This window comes from Telluria sp. PB2R4 (assembly GCF_059685695.1).
The window spans coordinates 101,672-124,724 of the sequence record NZ_JCASIC010000007.1 but is presented as its reverse complement, the minus strand read 5'-3'; the positions used below and the strand labels follow the sequence as shown (position 1 = coordinate 124,724).

Annotated in this window: 18 protein-coding genes; 8 read left to right on the top strand and 10 right to left on the bottom strand. The window is 66.0% G+C overall.

The genetic code is table 11. From position 1 onward, the window contains the following. Positions 1-44 precede the first annotated feature (44 nt). The 6 genes from AC56LU_RS13505 (at position 45) to AC56LU_RS13480 (ending at position 6,906) form a co-directional block, all read left to right on the top strand. A complete protein-coding gene (locus AC56LU_RS13505) occupies positions 45-1,229 on the top strand; it encodes an isovaleryl-CoA dehydrogenase (protein WP_497176120.1) in 1,185 nt (394 codons plus the stop codon). 168 nt (positions 1,230-1,397) lie between these two features. Next, positions 1,398-3,185, top strand: a complete 1,788-nt coding sequence (gene aceK, locus AC56LU_RS13500) for a bifunctional isocitrate dehydrogenase kinase/phosphatase (RefSeq protein WP_497176119.1) — start codon at positions 1,398-1,400, stop codon at positions 3,183-3,185. Continuing rightward, positions 3,178-4,377 (top strand): acetyl-CoA C-acyltransferase, encoded by a 1,200-nt coding sequence (locus AC56LU_RS13495; protein WP_497176118.1) that lies wholly within the window; start codon positions 3,178-3,180, stop codon positions 4,375-4,377. Before aceK ends, AC56LU_RS13495 begins: the two co-directional genes overlap by 8 nt. 163 nt (positions 4,378-4,540) lie before the next feature. Continuing rightward, complete coding sequence (locus tag AC56LU_RS13490) at positions 4,541-5,209, top strand: SDR family oxidoreductase (RefSeq protein ID WP_497176117.1); 669 nt, start codon at positions 4,541-4,543, stop codon at positions 5,207-5,209. A 30-nt stretch (positions 5,210-5,239) separates the two neighbouring features. Continuing rightward, positions 5,240-6,367: an acyl-CoA dehydrogenase family protein gene (locus AC56LU_RS13485; RefSeq protein ID WP_497176116.1), complete on the top strand. Its 1,128-nt coding sequence runs from the start codon at positions 5,240-5,242 to the stop codon at positions 6,365-6,367. Continuing rightward, positions 6,364-6,906: a GNAT family N-acetyltransferase gene (locus AC56LU_RS13480; protein ID WP_497176115.1), complete on the top strand. Its 543-nt coding sequence runs from the start codon at positions 6,364-6,366 to the stop codon at positions 6,904-6,906. Before AC56LU_RS13485 ends, AC56LU_RS13480 begins: the two co-directional genes overlap by 4 nt. A 202-nt stretch (positions 6,907-7,108) precedes the next feature. Here AC56LU_RS13480 and AC56LU_RS13475 read toward each other — a convergent pair whose 3' ends face one another. From AC56LU_RS13475 to AC56LU_RS13460, 4 genes are all read right to left on the bottom strand, one after another. Continuing rightward, positions 7,109-8,149: a S66 peptidase family protein gene (locus tag AC56LU_RS13475; RefSeq protein ID WP_497176114.1), complete on the bottom strand. Its 1,041-nt coding sequence runs from the start codon at positions 8,147-8,149 to the stop codon at positions 7,109-7,111. Positions 8,150-8,242: 93 nt separating this feature from the next. Then, the gene (locus AC56LU_RS13470) at positions 8,243-11,092 is read right to left on the bottom strand and encodes a TonB-dependent receptor domain-containing protein (RefSeq protein WP_497176113.1); all 2,850 of its coding nucleotides are present in this window, start codon (positions 11,090-11,092) and stop codon (positions 8,243-8,245) included. A 186-nt stretch (positions 11,093-11,278) separates the two neighbouring features. Continuing rightward, entirely contained in the window at positions 11,279-13,018 is a 1,740-nt protein-coding gene (locus tag AC56LU_RS13465; protein WP_497176112.1) for an ABC transporter substrate-binding protein, read from the bottom strand. Continuing rightward, positions 13,015-14,553 (bottom strand): serine hydrolase domain-containing protein, encoded by a 1,539-nt coding sequence (locus AC56LU_RS13460; protein WP_497176111.1) that lies wholly within the window; start codon positions 14,551-14,553, stop codon positions 13,015-13,017. The genes AC56LU_RS13465 and AC56LU_RS13460 overlap by 4 nt, the downstream gene beginning before the upstream one ends. Before the next feature lie 200 nt (positions 14,554-14,753). Here AC56LU_RS13460 and AC56LU_RS13455 point away from each other — a divergent pair, with 200 nt between their 5' ends. Beyond that, positions 14,754-15,992, top strand: a complete 1,239-nt coding sequence (locus AC56LU_RS13455) for a nucleoside recognition domain-containing protein (protein WP_497176110.1) — start codon at positions 14,754-14,756, stop codon at positions 15,990-15,992. A 10-nt stretch (positions 15,993-16,002) separates the two neighbouring features. Then, the gene (gene dacB, locus AC56LU_RS13450; protein ID WP_497176109.1) at positions 16,003-17,478 is read left to right on the top strand and encodes a D-alanyl-D-alanine carboxypeptidase/D-alanyl-D-alanine endopeptidase; all 1,476 of its coding nucleotides are present in this window, start codon (positions 16,003-16,005) and stop codon (positions 17,476-17,478) included. On the opposite strand, the gene AC56LU_RS13445 is transcribed toward dacB, so the two are convergent. The 6 genes from AC56LU_RS13445 to AC56LU_RS13420 all read right to left on the bottom strand — a co-directional run bounded on the left by AC56LU_RS13445 (position 17,475) and on the right by AC56LU_RS13420 (position 23,051). Then, positions 17,475-18,311: a polysaccharide deacetylase family protein gene (locus AC56LU_RS13445; protein ID WP_497176108.1), complete on the bottom strand. Its 837-nt coding sequence runs from the start codon at positions 18,309-18,311 to the stop codon at positions 17,475-17,477. The genes dacB and AC56LU_RS13445 overlap by 4 nt on opposite strands. 153 nt (positions 18,312-18,464) lie before the next feature. Beyond that, entirely contained in the window at positions 18,465-19,403 is a 939-nt protein-coding gene (locus AC56LU_RS13440) for a polysaccharide deacetylase family protein (protein ID WP_497176107.1), read from the bottom strand. A gap of 19 nt (positions 19,404-19,422) precedes the next feature. Next, positions 19,423-20,046 (bottom strand): M15 family metallopeptidase, encoded by a 624-nt coding sequence (locus AC56LU_RS13435; RefSeq protein WP_497176106.1) that lies wholly within the window; start codon positions 20,044-20,046, stop codon positions 19,423-19,425. Further along, on the bottom strand, positions 20,043-20,948 hold the full coding sequence (locus AC56LU_RS13430; protein ID WP_497176105.1) for a LysR family transcriptional regulator: 906 nt from the start codon (positions 20,946-20,948) through the stop codon (positions 20,043-20,045). Before AC56LU_RS13430 ends, AC56LU_RS13435 begins: the two co-directional genes overlap by 4 nt. Before the next feature lie 79 nt (positions 20,949-21,027). Further along, positions 21,028-22,092, bottom strand: coding sequence for an N-acetylmuramoyl-L-alanine amidase (locus tag AC56LU_RS13425; RefSeq protein ID WP_497176104.1), 1,065 nt, complete (start codon positions 22,090-22,092; stop codon positions 21,028-21,030). A gap of 26 nt (positions 22,093-22,118) precedes the next feature. Beyond that, positions 22,119-23,051 carry an N-acetylglucosamine kinase gene (locus AC56LU_RS13420; RefSeq protein ID WP_497176103.1) on the bottom strand — a complete coding sequence of 311 codons (933 nt, stop codon included), beginning with the start codon at positions 23,049-23,051 and terminating at the stop codon, positions 22,119-22,121. Positions 23,052-23,053 lie beyond the last annotated feature (2 nt).

The following is a 23,053-nucleotide window of genomic DNA, read 5'->3' as shown; positions in this document are numbered from 1 at the left end:
TTCTTACTTTCTGCTCAACCACCACCGTTCACGTGAGGACGACCATGCTGCATCTCCCAGGCCTGACCTTTGACCATGGCGAAGACATCGCCGCGCTGCGCGAAGCCGTACAACAGTTCGCGGCAGCCGAAATCGCCCCGCGCGCGGCCGAGATCGACCGCAGCGACCAGTTCCCGATGGACCTGTGGAAGAAGATGGGCGAGCTCGGCCTGCTGGGCATCACCGTGGGCGATGAATACGGCGGCGCCAACATGGGCTACCTGGCGCACATCATCGCCATGGAAGAAATCTCGCGCGCCTCGGCCTCGGTCGGCCTGTCCTACGGCGCCCACTCGAACCTGTGCGTCAACCAGATCAAGCGCAACGGTACCGAAGAGCAGAAGCGCAAGTACCTGCCGAAGCTGATCTCGGGCGAGCACGTGGGCGCTCTGGCCATGTCCGAACCGAATGCCGGCTCCGACGTCGTCAGCATGAAGCTCAAGGCCGAATTGCGCGGCGACCGCTACGTCCTGAACGGCACCAAGATGTGGATCACCAACGGTCCGGACGCCGACACCCTGGTGGTGTATGCCAAGACCGACCTGGAAGCCGGCCCGCGCGGCATGACCGCCTTCCTGATCGAAAAAGGCTTCAAGGGATTCTCGATCGCGCAAAAGCTCGACAAGCTGGGCATGCGCGGCTCGCACACCGGCGAACTGGTGTTCCAGGACTGCGAAGTGCCGGTCGAGAACGTGCTGGGCGGCCTCGGCAAGGGCGTGAACGTCCTGATGTCGGGCCTGGACTTCGAGCGCACCGTGCTGTCGGGCGGTCCGCTGGGCATCATGTCGGCCTGCATGGATGCGGTGGTGCCGTACATCCACGAGCGCAAGCAGTTCGGCCAGGCCATCGGCGAGTTCCAGCTCATGCAGGGCAAGATCGCCGACATGTATTCGACCATGATGGCCTGCCGCGCCTACGTGTACGCCGTGGGCCAGGCCTGCGACCGCGCCGATAACGCCGCCGCCGTGCGCGCCCTGCGCAAGGATGCCGCCGGCGCCATCCTGTACAGCGCCGAGAAGGCCACCTGGATGGCCGGCGAAGCGATCCAGACGCTGGGCGGCAACGGCTACATCAACGAGTATCCGGTCGGCCGCCTGTGGCGCGACGCCAAGCTGTACGAAATCGGCGCCGGCACCAGCGAGATCCGCCGCATGCTGATCGGCCGCGAGTTGTTTGGCGAGACGATGTAAGGCAGGATCGATAGCGTATGCCGTTCGTAGGGTGGGCGGGTCTCCCGCCCACGCGTCCAGCAAGAGCATGCGTTGCCCCAATGCTGCTGTGATTTGAACGCGTGGGCTGCGAAGCCGCCCACCCTACGTTGCACTACAATATTCGCATATTGCCGCGCGAGACGAACGATGACCCAGCAAGCGTTCCCCAAACTGCTGTCTTCCCAGATCGCCTTCGACATCGCGCGCACCATCCTGGACGGCTTCGACAAGCATTACCGCCTGTTCCGCCAGGCCAGCCAGGGCGCACGGCGCCATTTCGAGACCGCCGACTGGGCCACCGCCCAGGCCGCCGCGCGCGAGCGCATCGATTACTACGACCAGCGCGTGCAGGAATGCGTCCATGTCCTGCAAGACCAGTACCGGCCCGAAGAACTGCTGGACCCGGTCTGGCGCGAAACCAAGCTGCACTACATTGGGCTACTGGCAGGCCACAAGCAGCCGGAACTGGCCGAAACCTTCTTCAACTCGGTCAGCTGCATCATCCTGCACCGCAGCTATTACCATAACGATTACATCTTCGTGCGCCCGGTGATCTCCACCGAGTACATCGAGACCGACGAGCCACAGCCCACCTACCGCGTCTACTACCCCGCGGCCGACGGCCTGCGCTTCGCCCTGCGCCGGGTGATGACCAACTTCCAGTTCGACCTGCCCTTCGCCGACCTCGACCGCGACATCGCGCACGTCGAGGCGCGCATGGCCGAGGCCTTCGGGCTGGCGCGTGCGGAACCGAACCTGCAGCTGCAGGTGTTATCCAACCCCTTCTTCCGCAACAAGGGCGCCTACATCGTCGGCCGCGTCGTCAACGGCCCGCGCGACTATCCTTTCGTGATTCCGGTGCTGCACGACCGCCGGGGGATGCTGGTGCTGGACACGGTGCTGCTCGAGGTCTACCACATCACCCTGCTGTTCAGCTTCACGCGCGCCTACTTCATGGTCGACATGGAGGTGCCATCGGCCTACGTCGGTTTCCTGCGCAGCCTGATGCCGCGCAAGCCGCGCAGCGAGATCTATACCGTGCTGGGCCTGCAAAAGCAGGGTAAGACCCTGTTCTACCGCGACTTCCTGCAGCACCTGAAGCACAGCTCCGACCTGTTCCGCAGCGCGCCCGGCATCCGCGGCCTGGTGATGCTGGTGTTCGAGCTGCCCTCCTTCCCCTACGTATTCAAGGCGATCAAGGATTTCTATCCGCCGCCCAAGGACACCACGCGCGCCCAGGTCAAGGAAAAATACCTCCTGGTGAAGCACCACGACCGCGTCGGGCGCATGGCCGACACGCTCGAATATTCCGACGTCGCCTTCCCGCTGGCGCGCTTTTCGGAAGAGTTATTAAACGAGCTGAAGCAGTTCGCCCCCTCGCTGGTCGAGATCGAAGGCGAGCGCATCATCGTGCGCCACCTCTACATCGAGCGCCGCATGACGCCGCTGAACATCTACCTGTCCGAGGCCCAGGCCGCGGGCGACGAGGAACGCATCGCGCATGGCGTGATCGAATATGGCAATGCGATCAAGGACCTGGTGGCGGCCAACATCTTCCCGGGCGACATGCTGTATAAAAATTTCGGCGTCACCCGCCACGGCCGCGTCGTGTTCTATGATTACGACGAAATCGAGTACCTGACCGACTGCCAGTTCCGCGACATCCCGGAAGCGCGCAACGAAGAAGACGAGATGGCGTCCGAGCCCTGGTACCCGATCGGCAAGCACGACGTCTTTCCGGAACAATTCGGCCGTTTCCTCCTTGGGAATCCGACCATCCGGCAGCATTTCATGCAGCACCACGCGGAGCTCCTGACCCGCGCTTATTGGCAATCCCACAAGGACCGCATCCTGGCGGGCGTCGTCGACGACGTCTTCCCTTATCCCCAACAGATTCGCTTCTGTCCCACTTTGGAGAACCTACACAATGAATGATCCAGTCGTTATCGTCGGCGCCGCCCGTACCCCGATGGGCGCCTTCCAGGGCGATTTTTCGTCGAAGTCGGCGAGCGACCTCGGCGCGGTGGCAATCAAGGCCGCGGTCGAGCGCGCCGGCGTCGATGCCAACAGCGTCGAGCACGTCTACTTCGGCAACTGCCTGATGGCCGGCCAGGGCCAGGCCCCGGCACGCCAGGCCCTGATCAAGGCCGGCCTGCCGCTGTCGACCGGCGCCGTGACCCTGTCGAAAATGTGCGGCTCGGCGATGCAGGCCGCGATCTTCGCCCATGACCAGCTGGTGGCCGGCAGCGCCGACATCGTCGTCGCGGGCGGTATGGAATCGATGACCAACGCGCCCTACCTGATCCCGAAGGCGCGCGGCGGCTACCGCATCGGCCACGCGCCGATGTTCGACCACATGATGCTCGACGGCCTGGAAGACGCCTACTCGCGCAACGAGAAGACCGGCGAAGGCCGCTCGATGGGCACCTTTGCCGAAGAGTGTGTGGCCACTTACCAGTTCACCCGCGAAGAGCAGGACAACTTCGCGATCGAGTCGGTCAAGCGCGCGCAAGCCGCCAACAACGAAGGCTGGTTCACCTGGGAAGTGGCGCCGGTGTCGGTCGCGACCCGTACCGGCGAGCTGGTGGTCGAGAAGGACGAGGGCCCGCTGAAAGCCAAGGTCGACAAGATCCCGTCGCTGAAACCCGCCTTCAAGAAGGACGGCACCGTCACCGCCGCGTCGTCCTCGTCGATCAACGACGGCGCCGCCGCGCTGGTGATGATGCGCGAATCGAAGGCCAAGGAGCTCGGCCTGACCCCGATCGCGCGCGTGCTCGGCCACGCTACCCACGCCCAGGAACCGAACCTGTTCACCACCGCGCCGATCGGCGCGATGCACAAGCTGTTCAAGAAGACCGGCTGGACTGCCGGCGACGTCGACCTGTTCGAGATCAACGAAGCGTTTGCGGCCGTGCCGATGGCGGCGATGCGCGACCTCGATATCCCGCACAGCAAGGTCAACATCCACGGCGGCGCCTGCGCCCTGGGCCACCCGATCGGCGCCTCGGGCGCGCGCATCATCGTCACCCTGCTGGGCGCGCTGAAGCGCACCGGCGGCAAGCGCGGCGTGGCATCGCTGTGCATCGGCGGCGGTGAAGCAACCGCGATGGCGATCGAGTTGGTTTAATACGGATCGTGGTATGAATTGAATCGCGATACGTAGGGTGGGCGGCTTTGCCGCCCACGCGTTCAACCAGCCATAAGATAGCCGTGCAGGCCGCAGCACTGTGATTTGAACGCGTGGGCGGGAGACCCGCCCACCCTACGAAACCCGACATAAGGAGCTTGCTATGCCAACAGCTTTGATCCTCGGCGCCTCGCGCGGCATCGGCCACGAAATGGTGCGCCAATACCGCGAAGACGGCTGGCGCGTGATCGCCACCGCCCGCAAGCAGGAAGATTGCGACGAACTGGGGCACATGGGCGCGACCGCCCACCAGCTTGATGTAACCAGTGCCGATTCGATCGCCGCACTGGGCTGGCGGCTCGACGACGAACAGGTCGACGTGGCCTGGCTGGTGGCCGGCGTGTATGGCCCGTCGGGATCAAGCTTCCCGACCGGTCCCGAATTCGACGCCGTCATGCACACCAACGTGCTGGCCGCAATGCGCCTGATCCCGATCCTCGGCCCGCTGCTGGCCGACACCCGCGGCAAGCTGGCGGTGCTGTCCTCGAAGATGGGTTCGATCGGCGCGCGCAGCGCGACCGAAGGAACCCTTTACCGCGCCAGCAAGGCCGCGCTCAACTCGGTGCTGAAGGACGCCTCCATCACCTATGGCGCACAGGGCGTCACCTGCCTGTCCTTCCACCCGGGCTGGGTGCAAACCGACATGGGCGGTGCCGGCGCCACCCTCACGCCGGAACAGAGCGTGCGCGACCTGCGCGCGACCCTGGCCAAACTGGACAAATCCAGCAACGGCGCTTTCCTCGACCACGACGGCACGCCGATCCCGTGGTAAACCACAACGCATAACAAACAACGAGACACCATGATTCTGAGCGACGAACACCAGATGATCCGCGACGCCCTGCGCAGCTTTGCGCAGGAGCGCCTGGCCCCCAACGCCGCGCGCTGGGACCGCGACCATACCTTCCCGAAGGACGAGCTGAAGGAACTGGCCGGACTGGGCGCTTTCGGCGTCGCGGTGCCGGAACAATACGGCGGCGCGGGCCTCGACTACGTGTCGCTGGCGCTGGTGCTGGAAGAGATCGCGGCCGGCGACGGCGGCACCTCGACCATCATCTCGGTCAACAACTGCCCGGTGTGCTCGATCGCCATGATGTATGCGAACGAAGAGCAAAAAGCACGCTTCCTGCGCCCGCTGGCGCAGGGCGAGATGCTGGGCGCCTTTGCCCTCACCGAACCGCACACCGGCAGCGACGCCGCGGCGCTGCGCACCACCGCGGTGAAGGACGGCGACCACTACGTCATCAACGGCACCAAGCAGTTCATCACCAGCGGCAAGTACGGCGACGTGGCCATCGTCATGGCGGTCACCGACAAGGCGGCCGGCAAGAAGGGCATCAGCGCGTTCTGGGTAGAGACGAATACACCCGGCTACATCGTCGCCGGCATTGAACACAAGATGGGCCAGCACTCCTCGGACACCGCGCAGATCGTGTTCGAGAATTGCCGCGTCCCGCTTGCGAACCTGATCGGCGAGGAAGGCATGGGCTACAAGATCGCTCTGTCGGGCCTGGAGGGCGGCCGCATCGGCATCGCCTCGCAATCGGTCGGCATGGCGCGCGCGGCCTATGAAGCGGCGCTGTCGTATGCCAAGGAGCGCGAGAGCTTCGGCAAGCCGATCTTCGAGCACCAGTCGGTCCAGTTCCGCCTGGCCGAGATGGCGATGCAGATCGAGGCCGCGCGCCAGCTGATCCTGCATGCGGCGTCGATGAAGGACGCGGGCCTGCCCTGCCTGAAGGAAGCCGCGATGGCCAAGCTGTTCGCCTCCGAGATGGCCGAGCGCGTGGTTTCCAGCGCCATGCAGGTGTTCGGCGGCTACGGCTACGTGGCCGACTTCCCGATCGAGCGCATCTACCGCGACGTGCGCGTGTGCCAGATCTACGAAGGCACCAGCGACATCCAGAAGATCCTGATCGCACGCGCGCTTTGACCTCACCCTTGGTCGGCATCCGTCTCGCGGCCCCCGGCGACCTGCCGGCGCTGTTCGCCTACCTGGGCGAACAGCTGGCCGAGAACGGCCGCGACGGCGTGTTGTTCCAGCCGATGGCGCCCACGGATGCGGACGTGCCGGCGCCGATGCGCGAGCGCTTCGCTGCCGGCATGGCGACGCCGGTCGGCCAGCCGGGCTGGCGCCAGGTCTGGATCGCGCTCGATGAGATTGGTGCCATCGCCGGCCACATCGACCTACGCGGCCGCGAGGCCACCGCGCCGCACCGCGCCCTGCTCGGCATGGGTGTGCGCCACGACCTGCGCAGCGCCGGCCTTGGCACGCGGCTGGTGCACACGGCCCTGGCCTGGGCCCGGGCTACGCCGCCGTTCGCGTGGGTCGACCTGGAAGTGCTGTCGCAGAACCACAAGGCCCGTGCACTCTATGCGCGCACCGGTTTCCACGTCACCGGCGAAGTGCCCGACCGCTACCGCATCGGCGGTGCCGAGGTCGGCGAAGTATCGATGAGCATCCGGCTTTGACTCCCCAATCGCCGCCGGTGCTTTTGTAGGGTGGGCGGCTACACCCGGCGTTATGCAGGCCTGCGCCCCAGATGCCGCCCACGCGTTCAACCACACGGCGAACAGCCGCTCTCTCTCTGCGCGAACGAGAATTGAACGCGCGGGCGGCACGTCTGCTGCAGGCTTTCCCCGGGTCGGGTGGAGTCGCCCACCCTACTGATCTTCAGGAGACGGCGGGTTCGAGCAGGGTCAGGGTCTGGCTCGCCGTGTCGAGCCGGGCCCTGATCCCCACCGGGAGGGTGAACTGGTGGCGGATGTGGCCGATCGAATAGCCGGTCACCGCCGGAATGGTCAGGGGCTTGAGGTGCTGCTCAAACGTCTCGTCCAGGCTCAGCGAGCGCCTGCCCTCCTCGGGCGCGCAGTCTTCGCAGACGCCCACCATGACACCGGCCGCGTTCGCGAAACCCTTCGACAGGTCGAGCTGGGTCATCCAGCGGTCCAGGCGGTAGGGCGCCTCGTCCACCTCTTCCAGGAACAGCAGGCCGTTGCGGAAGTCGGCCTCATAGGGCGTGCCGCACAGCGCCGCAACGATCGACAGGTTGCCCCCCAGGAGCGGGCCGGTGGCCGTACCCGAGGTCAGGGTGCGGATGCCGAAATGCGGCATGGTCTGCGCTTTGAGGGCGTTCTCCGGCGCCATCGGGATCGTATAGCGCGGCTGCGGATCGCACAGCACGGCCATCATGTGCTCGCGCGAATAGTCGGCCAGCGTCGACGAGGCCACCGGGCCATGGAAGCTCACCAGGCCGGTCTTGTTGTGGATGGCCAGGTGCAGCGCCGTGATATCGGAGTAGCCGAGCAAAATTTTCGGGTTGCGCCGGATCAGGCCGTAGTCGAGCTTCGACAGCAGGGAGATGCAGCCTGAGCCGCCGCGCACCGGCCAGATCATCTTCACCTCGGGATCGGCGAACATCGCGTGCAGGTCGGCCAGGCGCTGCTGGACCGCGCCGGCATAGTTGCCGTGCACGGCCCTGATGTAAGTGCCCACTTTGACGCGCAGGCCCAGCGCCTCGATGTTGCGCACCGATTTTTCGATGGTGCTGTCGCCGGCGTAGCCGCCCGGGGCGATCAGGCCGACCAGGTCGCCGGGGCGCAGGCGTGGGGGTTTGATATGGCGCGCGGGCGTGCGCCGGGCGGCGGCGGCGAGGCCGGGCGTGGAGAGGGCGGCTGCGGCGAGGGCGCCGAAGCCGCGTCGGCTGAGTGTCATACGAATAGGCACCGCAAAGAAAAACGGCCCGCGCCGTGGAAGCTTGCGCCTCCGCGACCGCGGGCCGTCAGGTGTGACAACCAAGTAATCAGCTTAGAAGAACTTGTAGGTCGCCATCAGGGTGAACGAGCGGCCGCGTGGGTCGGCGACGCGTGGTTCCCACGAGCTGCCGGCGCCGGTATTGCTGTCGTAGGTGATCGCGAACGGCGGATCTTCATCCAGGATGTTCTTGATGCCCGCGGTCAGCGACAAGTTCTTGAAGCCGGTGTAGGTCGTGGTCAGGTGGAAGATCGAGTAATCGTCCACTTTCGGGTTGTAGTTGGCCGGCTTCACCAGGCCGTTGGCCACGCCCGGCAGCACCTGGTCGTCGTAGCCCGAACGGTAGATGTTCTGCAGCATGCTGCTCCAGTTGCCCTGCTTGTAGGTCACGTAGGCGCTGTGCTTCCATTTCAGGCCCAGGTCGCCGGTGAAGGTGAAGCGGCCCACTTCGCTCTTGCCGAACTCGGCATTGGTAGTGGCGCGCGACTTCTTCTCCAGCAGGCGCGAACCGTCGATGCCCGCGGTCCACTGCGCACCCGTGTTGAACTTGCCGTTGAAACGGGCGCCCAGCTCGAGGCCGCGGGTGGTGCGTTCGCCGGCGTTGACCCAGCGCTGGTCGATGACGGCGATGTTACCCGATGCGTCGCGGATGAACTGCTCCTGGAACAGGTTGTAGTTCGCCACCATGGTCGCCGTGCTGAACGAGTCGATGGTGTTCTGTTTGCGCACTTCCCAGATGTCGGCGTTGGCCGAGAACCAGTTGAACGGCTCGATCACGACGCCGACCGTACCCTGCTTCGCGGTTTCCGGACCCAGGTTGCTCTTGCCGCCGGTGTAGATGTTCGGAGTGATCGATTCGCAGCCAGGCTTGGTCGCGTCGACCAGGCCGGTCGGGCACTTGGCCGGGTCGACCAGGTCCTTGCCGGCGTACGGCGACTCGGTAATGCCGTTGTACAGCTGGTTGAACGACGGGGCACGGAAGCCTTCGTTGTACGAACCGCGGAACAGCAGCTGCGGGATCGGCTGGTAGCGGAACGAGATCTTCGGGTTGGTGGTGCTGCCGATGCCGCTGTAGTGGTCGCGGCGGATCGCCAGCGTCACGTCCAGGTTGTTGATGACCGGGACCAGCAGTTCGGCGTAGACCGCCTTGATGTCGCGGTGCACGCCATCGAGCGCATTCGGGTCGTCGAATGGCGCGTTCAGGATCACCGGACGCGCGGCCGCGGCGCGCTTGTCGCCATTGAACTCGTATCCCTCACGGCGCAGGTCGAAGCCGACCGCGCCCATCACGGTACCGGCCGGCAGCTTGAACAGCTCGCCCGACAGCGCGCCGTCGACCTGGGTCAGGGTGGTCCTGCCGCCGTACATGACGACGCCGGCAGCCGAGGTGCTCTTGATCAGGTCGATCGCTTCCTGCGACTGCTTTTCGCCCGGCAGCAGGAAGGGGTTGATCTTGCCGGTGCCCAGGGCATTGGCCAGGGCGACCGTGTAGTTGTAGCCGGTGCCCAGCTTGGATTCCGACTCGCTGAAGGCACGCGAAGCGCCGACGCGATAGTCAAAGGTACGGCCGAACAGGTTCACTGGACCATCCGCGCCGACCAGCAAGCGCGCGGCCTTCGACTCGGTCACGATCTCGCGGTTGCCGCACTCCATGCAGCGCCAGCGGTAGGCGATCGGCAGGCCGTAGTTGGCCGCGATGCTCGGGAAGACCTTGACCAGCTGGTTATACACCGTGTTGTAGGCCGCGCCGGTGCTCGGATAGAAAGAGGTGGCGTTGAAGGTGGTGGTGCCCGGCGAGATCTGGTTCGGCGAGAAGCGCTTGGCCACTTCGACATTCGAGCCCACGCCTTCGATGAAGAACTGGTGGTCGCCCGACTGGAAGGTGGCGCGCGCCAGCGCGTTACTGTTCTTGACCGGCTGCTGCAGCACGGCAGCACGGCCGGTGTCCCAGGCGCAGCCATAGGCGGAGCCGGCGCTGTTCCACAGCTTCTCGTCGTACGGACCCATGCCGTCGATGCTGGCGCAGCCCGCGCCGCCCGGCAGGTCGAGGATGCTGATGCCGTTATAGGTGGTGGTGCCGCCGCCTGGGATGGTCGGGCCGGTGCCGGTGCGCGACAGCAGGGTCGGGGCAATCGTGGTGGCGAACACGTTGCCGCTCGGCGAACCGCGGGTATCGACCGAGACGCCGCGATCCGGCTGGAAGGTATTCACGAAGTCGCGCTGGTCGCCGCGCAGGGCCTTGTTTTCCCGGTGCGCGAAGGTGGCCAGCACGTTCCAGCCGTCGGTCTGCAGGTCGCCCCAGCCGCCGGTGATCGAGGCGCGGCCGATCTCGCTGCCGCCCGCCTCGGTGACGTCGACGAAGGCCTGGGTCTCCAGGCCCTTGTAGTTCTTTTTCAGGATGAAGTTGATCACGCCGCCGATCGCATCGGTGCCGTAGATCGCGGAAGCGCCGTCCTTCAGCACCTCCACGCGTTCGACCGCCGACATCGGGATCGAGTTCAGGTCGACCGCCGAACCCTTCATGCCGTGGGTCGCGATGCGGCGGCCGTTCAGCAGCACCAGGGTCGAGTCGGCGCCCTGGCCGCGCAGGTTGGCCGAGGAGGCGCCGTTGTTGCCGCGCTGGGCGCCGGATGTGACGTCGGCGTTCGAGGCCAGGTTGTCGGAGCCGTTGCCGTTGACGTTGAGCGTCGCGATCAGCTGCTCGGCGCTGACGATGCCCTGCGCTTCCAGCTGTTTGGCGGTGATGATCTCGAGCGGCAGCGCGCCTTCCTTGGCAATGCGCTTGATGCTACTACCGGTAATCTCGACACGCTGCATCGGGCCGGTCGTTTGCACGGTTTGTGCGATGGCCGGGCTGACCGCGCCGATGAGGGCAATCAATTGGGCGAGCTTCTTTAACTTCACGCGTTTCTCCTAACGTTTTCCCTTGGCGGCCATGGGCTTCCTGGCCGGCTTTCGATGTCGTAATGTCTTGGCATTACGTTACTTTTCGATTTCAGAGTATGCGCAGCAACGGGGCGCTATCCAATGAAATATCCGGCGGCCAGTATAACTAAGGGGAATGTTTTATTTAGGAAAAACTCACGAAAACTAGCGCGCCCCTCTGGCAGAGCGTGCCCTTTGCGCAACATCGACATCCAGATAACGCCAGGCCGTGAATTCAACCGGGTGGCGTTTGTAGTTTTTCAACCACGGATGACGCAAATCTCCCGATAAAACATGGGTCAGCGGCACCCAGGGGTTATAGGCGTGGATCAGCTGGTTCATCTCGAAATACAGCTTCTGGCGTTCGGGCCCGTCGGTGAGCCGGCGCGCCGCTTCGTAGCGCACGTTATAGGCCGGCAGGTTGAAGCGTGAATAATTGGCGCGGCCGGCGTTCGGGCCGTACAGCAGCTGGTAGAAGTTGTCGCCGTCGGGGAAGTCGGCGATCCAGTTACTTTCGAACATCTGGACCGTGCCCAGGCGCGAGGCCTTGATGATCTCGGTCTTCTTGTCCGACTTGAACGCCACCCGCAGGCCGATCGCGTTCAGGCACTTGCGCCACAGTTCGTCGCGCAGGCGGCCGCCGACCGTCGCTTCGCTGTGCATGGTGAGCGTCAGCGGCTTGTTGTCGGGACTACGCCGAAACCCGTCCGGGTCGCGCCGGGTGTAGCCGTAACGGTCCAGCAGCGCATTGGCCAGCGCCGGATCGTAGGGCACCGGGCTGCGGTAGGCGGGGTCGTAGCCCAGCACATTGGGCGGCAGCGGCGACTCGGCCTTGATCGCGAAACCTTTCTTCAGCAGCGCGATGTCCTCGGCATTGTTGTAGGCCAGCGAGATTGCACGGCGCAAGGCCACCCGGTCCTTGCCGTAGCCGCCGACCACCGGGTCGTTCATGTTCATCCACATGTAGTAGGTCTGCAGCACGGGAAAGCGCGACAGCACGATGCCGCGCGCCGCCAGTTCCGGCTTCAGCTGGCCGTCACGCACCACCATGTCGGTCATCGACTCGGGGATCTGTTCCAGATAGTCGTATTCGGCGTTCAGGAAGCCGAGCATGCGGCCCTGGAATTCTTCGGCGATACGCACCTCGACCCGGTCCACGCGCGGCAGGCGCTTGCCCGTCAAGGCGGCGGCGATGGCCTTGTCTTCTGGATTGTCGCCCGGCGTGGCCTGGAATACGGCAGTCGAATCGGGATTGGCCAGCAGCGTGATGCGGTCGCTGCGCTTCCACTCGCCCACCATGAAGGGACCGGTGCCGACCGGGTGATTGCCGGCCTGGCCCGGATAGGCTTCGATCACTTCGCGCGCCACCGCACCGCTGGCCGGGATGGCCAGGTAGAACAGGAAGTTGTTGTCCGGGGCCTTGAGGCGAATGCGCAGGGTATGGCGGTCGAGTGCGCGCAGTTCGGCCACCCCCTCGAACATGGCGGACCAGGGCGACCGGATCGCCGGGTCGGACAGGCGCTCGATGCTGTAGACGTAATCCTGGGCCGTCATCTCGCGCTTCCCCCCCTTGAAGGCCGGGTCCGGCGTGAAATGGATGCCGGGGCGGATGCGGAAGGTGTAAGTGAGGCCGTCCGCGCTCACTTCCGGCATGGCGAGCGCGGTGTTCGGGCGCAGCCTGGCCGGGCGCGCCAGGTAGTCGTAGCGCAGCAGCGGGTCGAACAGGTTTTCCAGCAGCGACAGCGTGGCATTGTCGGACGCGACGGCCGGGTCCAGCCCGGTCTCGCTGGTGGACAGGAACATGCGCAGCACTTTTTCTGGCGGCTGCGCCTGGGGCTGCGCGCCTGTACTGCCGGCGCACAGCAGGGGGAACAGGAGGGCGGCGGCGCTGGAGCGAAATCTCATGGTTGCTTGGCCGGCGTGAGCTCGATCTCCTGGACCCTGGGCTCGCGTTCGGGGGTGAGCGTGAACCTGACGTTCACGGTGCCGCGCTCGCCGATCAAGGGGAAGCTGCCGCGCAAGGCGTTGTCGGCCTTGATCGGGCCGACCGAGGTGATCCTGCCGATCGGGGCCAGCTTTTCGCGCGCGTGCACGATCCAGTCTGCGCGCGAGCGGTCGAGGAACAGGTTCTCGGCCGCGATCGCGCTTCCCAGCGCGGCGTCCCACGTCTGCACCAGTTGCGCCACCTGCGTATGGCGTGTCGCCAGGATGGGCGATACGGGAATGGGCGGCGGACCGAGATCGGCGCGCTCGACCAGCATGCTCAGCACCCTGTTGGTAGGTCCGTATACCGGCCCGTAGCGCAGGTTGGTGAAGGCAAACACCCCCACGCCATGGTCCGGTGCGAAACGGAACTGGCTGCCAAAGCCGGGCAGCCCGCCCGAATGGCCGGCCGTCACCACATCGCGGCTGTCGCGCGTCCAGTCCAGGCCGTAGTTATAGAAATGCATACGCGGATTCGGCGTCTTCCTGTCGCTCAAGGTCGCCTTGACGGCAAAGCCGGTAAACACCTGCGGCAAATGCATTTCGCGTACCGTGGCGCGGCGCAGCGGCCCGCGATCCGGATCGTTGCGCGCCGGCCAGGCATCGAGGTGGAAGGCGATGTAGCGCGCGAAGTCATCGGCCGTCGTGATCAGCCCGCCCATCGCGGCGCCGTCGCCATCGGGCAGGATCGGTTCAAGCTCCCAGTGATCGCGGTCCCAGCGGTAGCCCAGCGCAAGCTTGCCCGGCGCGGCCTCCGTATATTCCCAGCGCGTGTTGCTCATGCCCAGCGGCTGCAGGATCTGGCGGGTGACGTAGTCCTGGAAACGCATGCCGGACGCCTTGCTCACCACCTTGCCCAGCATAATGTAGCCGAGGTTGCTGTACTCGAAGGTCTGCCCGGGCGCGTTGGAAAACGACAGCCCGGCGCCAATCAGCTTCTCGAGCCTGGCGTTGGGAACGGCCATCTGGCGATCGCCCCAGGGATTGTCCTCGGGCAGCCCGGTGGTCATGGTCATCAGCTGGCGAATCGTCAGGGCGGGCGAATCGAGGGTCGGCAGCTGCACGCCGCGCAGTTCGGGCAGGTAGCTGGCGACCGGATCGTCGAGTCGCAGCTTGCCATTGTCACGCAGCTTCAGCGCCGCCATTGCCACGAAGCTCTTGCTCATCGAGGCGATGCGGAATTCAGTCGAACCCGTCACCGGGAATTTGCGCGCCACATCGGCCAGGCCGAGCGAACGGACGTGCACCAGCTTGCCATCGAGGACCACCCCGTACACCAGGCCGGGCAGGTGCTCCTTGGCGGCGAGCTCGGTGTACATCTTGTCGATCTCGGGGAGCAGCGCGGCGACGCGCTCGGCACGGCCCGTGGCCGGCGCCTGGGCGTAAACATGCACGGCGGCTGCGGCGCCAAGGATGAAAACAAGGCTGAACCGGCTAAGGCGAGATGGGCGATGCATGCTGTTCTCTTCTCTGGTAAGCGCGAATGGGAGAAAAGATTATGCCCTGATTCGCATGCTTCTGAGCAAATCCGAACCACACGGCATAGCACGTCCTCATAACTTTTAAACATGGTGCAGACGCATTCTTTCATCTGCGCAGCTTATTCCCAGCCTATACTCTCGCTGCACAATCGTACGACCTCAGCGGCGGCATTTATATGGCACTCAATTACATCTGGACCGGTTTCTTCCTCGTCGGCTTCATCGCCGCGCTCGCACAGTGGCTGTTCCTGGGCGACACCGAGATCTTCAAGCGCATCATCGACGGCACCTTCTCGTCGGCCAAGATGGCGGTGATGGACATCGCCCTGCCGCTGGCCGGCGTCATGACGTTGTGGCTGGGGATCATGAACGTCGGCGAAAAGGCCGGCGCCATCAACCTGTTCGCCCGCATCATCGCCCCCTTCTTTTCGCGCATCTTCCCGGGCGTGCCGAAGGAGCATCCGGCCAACGGCCACATGGTGATGAACTTCTCGGCCAACATGCTGGGACTGGACAACGCCGCCACGCCCTTTGGCCTGAAGGCCATGGAGAGCCTGCAGACGCTCAATCCCCACAAGGAGGAGGCCAGCGACGCCCAGATCATGTTCCTGGTGATCCAGACCTCGGGCCTGACCATCATTCCGCTGGCAATCATGGCGCAGCGCGCGATCCTGGGCGCCGCCAACCCGGCCGATATCTTCATTCCGACCCTGATCGCGACCTACTGCTCGACCATGACCGGCATCATTGCGGTCAGCCTGCGCCAGCGCATCAACCTGCTCGACCCGGTCGTGTTCGGCTGGATCGGCGGCATCACGGCGCTGATCGCGGCCATGGTCGCCTACATCACCATCTTCCTCGACAAGGCCCAGATCGAACTGTTCTCGGTGGTGGCCGCCAACCTGATCCTGTTCTCGATTATCGCCGCCTTCATGAGCGCGGCCCTGCTCAAGAAGGTCAACGTGTTCGAGGCCTTCATCGAAGGCGCCAAGGGCGGCATCGAGACCTCGCTGAAGATCATTCCCTACCTGGTCGGCATGCTGGTGGCGATCAGCGTGGTGCGCAACTCGGGCATCCTCGGCATCATCGTGAGCGGCTTCGCCTGGGTCTTCACCCAGCTCGGCCTGCCGACCGATTTCGTCGGCGCACTGCCGACCGCCCTCATGAAACCGCTGTCGGGCAGCGGCTCGCGCGCCATGATGATCGATGCGATGACCACCTACGGCGTCGACTCTTTTGTGGGCCGCCTGGCCAGCATCCTGCAGGGCGCGGCCGACACCACCTTCTACATCGTGGCCCTGTATTTCGGCTCGGTCGGCATCCGCAAGACCCGCTATGCGATCGGCTACGGGCTGCTGGCCGACCTGGCCGGCGTCATCGGCGCCATCTTTGTCGCCTATCTCTTCTTCGGTTAAAGGAATCTTCATGCTGCGCCGTCTCGCCCTCACTGCCTTGCTCTGCGCTGCATTCGGCAGCGTCCACGCCCAGCTGCCTGCTCCGGTGGCCCAGGTGATGGCGCAGCAGGGCCTGCCGGAAGATGCCCTGGCCACGCTGGTGCTCAAGGGCGACAGCGTGCTGCTGTCGCACCAGGCCGATCGCCCGATGCAGCCGGCATCGACCATGAAGCTGGTGACGACCATGGTCAGCCTCGAGCGCCTCGGCCCCGTCTTCCGCGGCCGAACCGAGCTGCGCACCGCAGGCAGCATCGACAAGGGCGTCCTGCGCGGGAACCTGATCCTGAAGGGCGGCGCCGATGCCGACTTCTCCGGAGAAGACCTGGAGAACATGCTGCGCGCCCTGCACTACCAGGGTATCCGCCGCATCGAGGGTGACCTGGTGCTGGACCGCAGCCTGTGGCAGCCTGCCCGCATGGATGTGGGCCTGCCGCCCTTCGACGAGTCGCCCGAGGCGTATTACAACGTGATCCCGGACGCGCTGCTGGTCAACAAGAACATGCTGCAGATCGACATGCGCTCTACGGCTAAGCGCCTGAAGCTGGAGATGCAGCCGGCGCTCGACCGGGTAAGCATCGCTTCCAGCATGACCCTGGTCGACGCCGACTGTTCGAAGTGGGAAGACGGCTGGAAACTGCCGGAAGCCGTGCGCCAGAAGGATGGCCGCATCAAGGTCGTCCTGCACGGCAGCTTCCCGAAAGACTGCGCGCGCAGCTACAGCATCAACGTGCTGGAGCGCGACGACTACATCGACCGCCTGTTCCGCCAGAAGTGGAAGGAGCTGGGCGGGAAGTTCAGCGGCAAGGTCGTGGCCGGCGCCGCGCCACTGGAATCGACCCTGCTCGCCGAGCACAGCTCGCGCACCCTGCCGGAACTGGTACGCGACACCAACAAGCCCTCGGATAACCTGCTGGCGCGCACGCTGTTCCTGAGCCTGGGCAGCCTGCAGCCGGATCCGGCGGCGGGCAGCTTCGCCATCCCGGCGAACGGCGAGGCGACCAGCGCGCGCGCCGATGCCGCCGTGCGCGAATGGATGCGCGGCCAGCGCATCGACGACACCGGCTTCGTGATCGAGAACGGCTCGGGGCTGTCGCGCAGCGAGCGCATCACCCCGCAACAGATGGCTTACTTGCTGCAGGCCGGCCTGCGCAGCAACTGGGCGCCGGAGTTCCAGGCCAGCATGCCGATCGCCGCCATCGACGGCACCCTGCGCCGGCGCCTGCAGGGCAGCGCGGCGGCGGGACGGGCGCGCCTGAAGACCGGCACGCTGCGCAACGTGGTGGCGCTGGCGGGCTATGTGCCCGATGCGAACGGGGTCCAGAACGTGTTCGTCGCGATGGTCAACAGCGAGGACGCCGGCAACGGCCGCGGGCGCGCGGTGCTCGATGCGCTGGTGGACTGGGTGGCGCGTTCGGGAACGCCGCCGCCGCCGCAAGCCCTGCCTTAGGGCAGCATCGGCGCCTGCGGCTGGGGCTTCGGCCCCAGCTGATGGACCCTGGCGCCATAGGCATGCGCCGGGGTCGTGATGGTCCAGCCCATGTCCTTGAACACGCCGATCACGTCGTCCAGCCACAGCGCATTGAGCAAGTTATGGTGCATCAGCGCCACCAGCGGCAGGTCGCGGCCCTGGAGGCGCTGGGCCAGCTCGTGAAAGACCAGCGCACGCTGGCGAACCTGCGCCAGGTAGGCCTGGCGGAACGGCTCGATGTCGGCCTGCGGATCCTTCTGCAGCACCGCGAGCATTTCACCGTTCAGGCGCCAGTCGGCGGTGTCGAGGGTGACATGGGCATTGCGGTAGCCCTGCTGACCCAGGAAGGCGCGCATGCCCTCGCGTTTGTCAAGCGTGCCGCCTTCGCGCAGGTAGGGGAAGCGGAACCATTTGCGGTAGCCGGGCAGCGCCGCGATGACGCGGTCGCAGTCGAGCACTTCCTGCTGGTACTGCGCGAGGGTGACCGCGGGGTCGTCCAGGTCCGGATGGGTCATCGTATGGTTGGCGATGATGTGTCCGGCCTGGCCCCACGCGACTGCCAGCGCCAATCCCTCGGGCCGGTGGGCGCCGAAGCCGGCGGTAACGAACAGCGCTGCCGTCACGCCGTGCTTCGCCAGCGCCGCCAGCATCGCCTCGTTGCGGGCCTGGGGCGAAAGTAAGGGGGTTGTGGCCAGCGACGGACCGTCATCGAAGGTCAGGGCCACCGATTGCGCATGCAGCGGTGGCGCCAGGAGGAGCCAGCTTGCAGCGAGAACGCTGCACAAGCGGCGTAGGTGAACGAAGGCGGGCATGGCAGCTCTCCATTCCGAATTGTTAGAATTACTTTAACAATCCCGTGAATACTGTCCAGCCCGCTAGCTATGCGCCGGCCATGAGCCAGCGCAAGGCTGGCGTGCAAATGCCCAGCGGCTAGGAACCCGTCTCTTGCAATGCATGCCGCTAGCTTACAAGCCTTGTTTTTGCAGCGCCTCGATCTCGAAGTCGCCATCGTCCATCAGGCGCAGGCCCAGGTCCTCGGTGGACAACCCCAGGCTGCGCCCCATCGACAGCAGCAGGCTCTGGCCCGCCACGGCGCGGTCCGGCATCAGCTGGTAGACCGGGTCGGTGTAGGCCTGGGCCGGCGTCGTGATGGTCCAGCCCATCTCCCTGAACTGGCGGATCACATCGTCCAGCCACAGCGCATTGATCAGGTTATGGTGCAGCAGCAGCATCTGCGGAATGTCCCTGCCCTGCAGGCGGTGGGCCAACGCGCGGTAGGCCAGCGCGCGCTGGCGGATGTGCGACAGATAGGCTTGGCGGATCGGTTCGACGTTCGCATCCGGATCCTTGGCGAGCACCTCGGCCAGCTTGTCGTTCAGGCGCCAGTCGCTGGTATCGAGCGTGACGTAGCCGTTGCGGTAGCCCTGCTGGCGCAGGAAGGCGCGCATGCCGTTGCGTTTTTCCGGCGTGTTCCCTTCGCGCAGGTAGGTGAAGCGGAACCACTTCTGGTAACCCGGCAGCGCCGCGATGACGCGGTCGCAGTCGAGCACCTCCTGCTGGAACTGGGCCAGGCTGACCTTGGCGCTGTTCAGGTCCGGATGGGTCATCGTGTGGTTGGCGACGGCGTGGCCGGCCTGGCCCCAGGCGCGTGCCAGCGCCAGTCCTTCCGGCCGGTCCGCGCCGTTCGCGGCAGTGACGAACAGCGCGGCCTGGACCCCGTGCTTTGCCAGCGCCGCCAGCAGCGCGGCGTTGCGGGCCTGCGGCGCCATGCGCGGGGTGGCGGACAGGCTCGGGCCGTCATCGAAGCTGAAGGCGACCGACTGCGCATGCAGCTGCGGAGTCAGGATGATGCAGGCTGCGGCGATCGCGCCGCGCAGCCAGCGTGCGGAAAAATGGCGTGTCATGTGCCTACAGTCTGCCGGTTCAGAGCACGCGGCGGTAGGTGGCGCGCACCAGCTCGCGGTCGCCGCAGTCGAAATGCCACCACTCGGTATTGATGCCGAAGAACCCCGCTCCCAGCATCGCCTCACGCAGCAGGCGGCGGTTGGCCAGCTGTGCTTCAAGCAGCTCGCCGGTGATGAGGAAGCCTTCTTCCAGCGCCGGGTGCGACAGCTCGGTCATGTCGTCGAAGCCGGTGCCCATGTCGAGCTCGCGTCCCTGCTCGTCCAGCAGGGTGATGTCGAGCGCCATGCCGTACGAGTGGATCGAGCCGCGCGCCGGGTTGGCCAGGTACATCTGCAGGCCGGTGCCCTCCAGCGCATCCCACAGCTGCTGCTGGACGCGCTGCGGGCGCAGGGCGTCCAGCACCAGGGCGGTGTAGCCGGGACGGCGCTCTGCCAGCCAGGCCACCACCCGTTCCAGCGCCGCCGCGGCGTCGCGGTGCAGCCAGGCGCAGTCGAAGGGCGAATACAGGTCGCGGCCGACGAAGTTGTTGGGCGTGGCATAGCGCAGGTCGATCGCAATCCCTTCGACGCTGGTGAGATGGCGGAATTCAGGGCTGCCGGCGATGTCCTCGCTGGCCACGCTCAGTTGCCCATCCTTGGTCATGCACAACCTTTTTCAAGACAGGCGCGCGCGGTCGCGCCGATACAGTTGGCCAGCTCCCGCGCCCCGTGCGACAGGGGGGAATGGCTGGCGCTCAGCAAATATAGGTGCACCGGCATCGCCGGCGACCACGGGCGGCACTGCACCTTGGCCGGGTCGGCCGATGCGGCGGTGAACGGGTCGAGCACCGCCACGCCGGCGCCGGCTTCGACCAGCGAGCGGGCGATCTGGTAGGTCTGCACCACGGTGTGGTAGACCGGCTGCACGCCCTGCGCCTCGCAGGCCGCGACCACGATTTCGCCCAGCGGGTCGCCGTCGTTCAGGCCGATCAGCTCACCCAGGAGGCCTTCGGCCGTGAAGGGCCGCGACAACTCGTCCTGGCTCCAGGTGCCGGCGGGCGCCATCACGGTCAGGTTGCCGTGCGCAATCGGCTCGGCCACGATGCCCGGGTGGCGCGGATCCTGCAGCGACAGCGCCAGGTCGGCTTCGCCCAGGCGCAGCGCGTTCACGATCTCGCTGGTGTGGTGGGTGGACAGCTCGCAGCGCGCCTGCGGGAAGTCGCGGCGCCAGACCGTCATCGCTTGCGGCAGCACGCTGATCGCGATGGTCGGGGTCGACACCAGGCGCACGGTCTCGACCGCGCGGCCCTTCAGGCTGGCGGCCAGCCGGCGGATGCCTTGCAGGTCGCGGTTCAGTTTCTCGGTTTCGGCGAACAGGCGGTGCGCCTCGGGCTTCGGATACAGCTTTCCGCGCACGCGCTCGAACAGCGGCATGCCCAGCTGCAGCTCGGCATGCTGCAGGACTTTCGTCACCGCCGGCTGCGAGATGTGGAGAACCTGGGCGGCACCGCTGATGGTACCGACCTGCATGATGGCGTGGAAAACTTCGATATGGCGCAGGCGCATCGCTTTATCCTTCAGTAGAGGATCCGCGCATGGCGCGGATTTGCGGAAGGATACAGGGAAAACCCGGCTGCGGCGACCATCACGGCGTGTTCACCACGGCCGGCGCGGCTGCCGGCGTTGCCGGCGTTGCAGGTTCCGCAGGCGCGGCTGGCACCAGCGCGGGCGCCTGGACCGGCGGGGTGACCGGCGTCGGCACCGGCGTCGGCACGGACGGCGTCGGCACCGGCTGCGGCGCGGCCGGCGCGGGTTCCGTCTCCGGCACCACCGGGACCGGCGGGGTCGCCGGCGGCAGCATCGGCACCGGCGAGGTGATCATCGGCGGTGTAATCACCGGCAGTGGGGCATTGGCCGGCGTGGTCAGCACCTCGAGCAGGGCCGCGGTTTCGGCATCCGGGTTGCCGGCGAAATCGGCCGGACGGTATTTCATCTGGAAGGCCTGCAGCACGGTGCGGGTCTGCTGGTCGAGCATGCCGGTCTGCTGGATCGCGAAACCGTGGGTGGCCAGCTTGCGCTGGAACCAGAAGATGTCCGGCAGGGTTGCATCGAAGACCGGGCGCACCAGGGCGACCCGGTTCGCATCCGGCCACAGTACCAGGCCCTCCTGGGCAAGGCGCGCCCATGGGAACAGCGGACCCGGATCCTGCTTGCGCTGCGGCGCGATGTCGCTGTGGCCCAGGACGTTCTCGGGCGCGATGCCGTGGCGCCGGACGATGTCCTTCAGCAGCGGGATCAGGACATCCATCTGCGACTGCGGGAAGGGGTAGAACAGCCGGCCGCCGTCGGGCGTGGCGGTCCAGCCGGGATTCACGATCTCGATGCCGATCGAGCTGCTGTTGAGCTGCGTGAAATTCTTCCAGCTCGAGTTACCGGCATGGTAGGCGGCGCGGTTTTCGTCGACCAGGCGGTAGATGATCGGTTGCCCATGGTTCGTCACGAGGTAGTGGGAGCTCACCTGCTGCTCGGTCAGGATCTTGATCGACGTCGGGTTGTCGGACACGGTGTAGTGCAGCACCAGGAAGCGCGCGCGGCTCGACTGGCCCTTGGCGGTGTAGGTGGTGTCGATCTTCGGACCGACGGGTTCGAGCGGGGCGGTGGTACAGCCTGCCAGCAGGGCGAGGATGACGGGAACGATCAGGTTTTTCATCGGGATGGAATTCTGTCTAAATATTGTTATTGGTCGACACGCTGCGCCATGTCTGCCGCCAGCCGCGCGGCGGCATAGTGGGCGCGCATTCCGGTCTGGGTCAGGTTGGTATCGGGCGGCAGCGCAGCGCGCATGGTTTCGACGATCACCGGATGCAGCTCGGCGGCGCGTCCGGCCAGCGCCACGGGGCGCGCGCCGAAGCGCTTGACCAGCGCTTGCGCCAGCCGGGCCAGTTCGCGTCCGGCTTCGCGCAGGATGGCAGCGGCGGCCGGATCGCGCTCGGCGGTTGCGGCCACCGCGATCGCCAGCTTGCCGACCTCGCCGCGTTCACGGCCATACATGAACTGGCGCGAGAACGACCAGTCCGAGCCGCCCACGTGCTGGAACACGGCATGCGCCATCGGCGAGGCTTCCCAGGCGCCGGGACGCTCGTCCTCGAGGCGCCAGATGTGGCGCAGCGCTTCGCGCGCGATCCAGAAGCCGCCGCCGCCGTCGTCCAGCATCACGCCGCGTCCGCCGGCGCGATGGAAGCCGCCGTGGGCATCGATGAAGGCGCCGATCGAGCCGGTGCCGGAATACACGAGATAGCCCTCGCCCGGCCGGAAGCTCGCGAGGTAGGCGATCTCGATGTCGTTGCTCAGCACGACCGCCTGCGGGTCCAGGCCGAGCAGCTCGCCCAGGCTCTGCTGCAGGGGGCCGCCGTCGCCGCCGAATCCGGTCACGCCGGCGCGTACCGCCACCGGGCGGCCATGGGCCAGCACCGCGCGTGCGATATCGCCGAAGGCTGCCTGCACGGCTTCGCGCCCGTCGGCGTTACCCATCTGCAGGGCCGACAGGCCGCCGGCCGTGCCCTCGGCAAGGATGCGCCCGCCCGGCGCCGCGAGGGCCCAGCGGGTTTGCGTGCCGCCGGCGTCGATGCCGAGGCCGAGATTCTCTTGTTGTGGCTCGTGATAGTCCATAG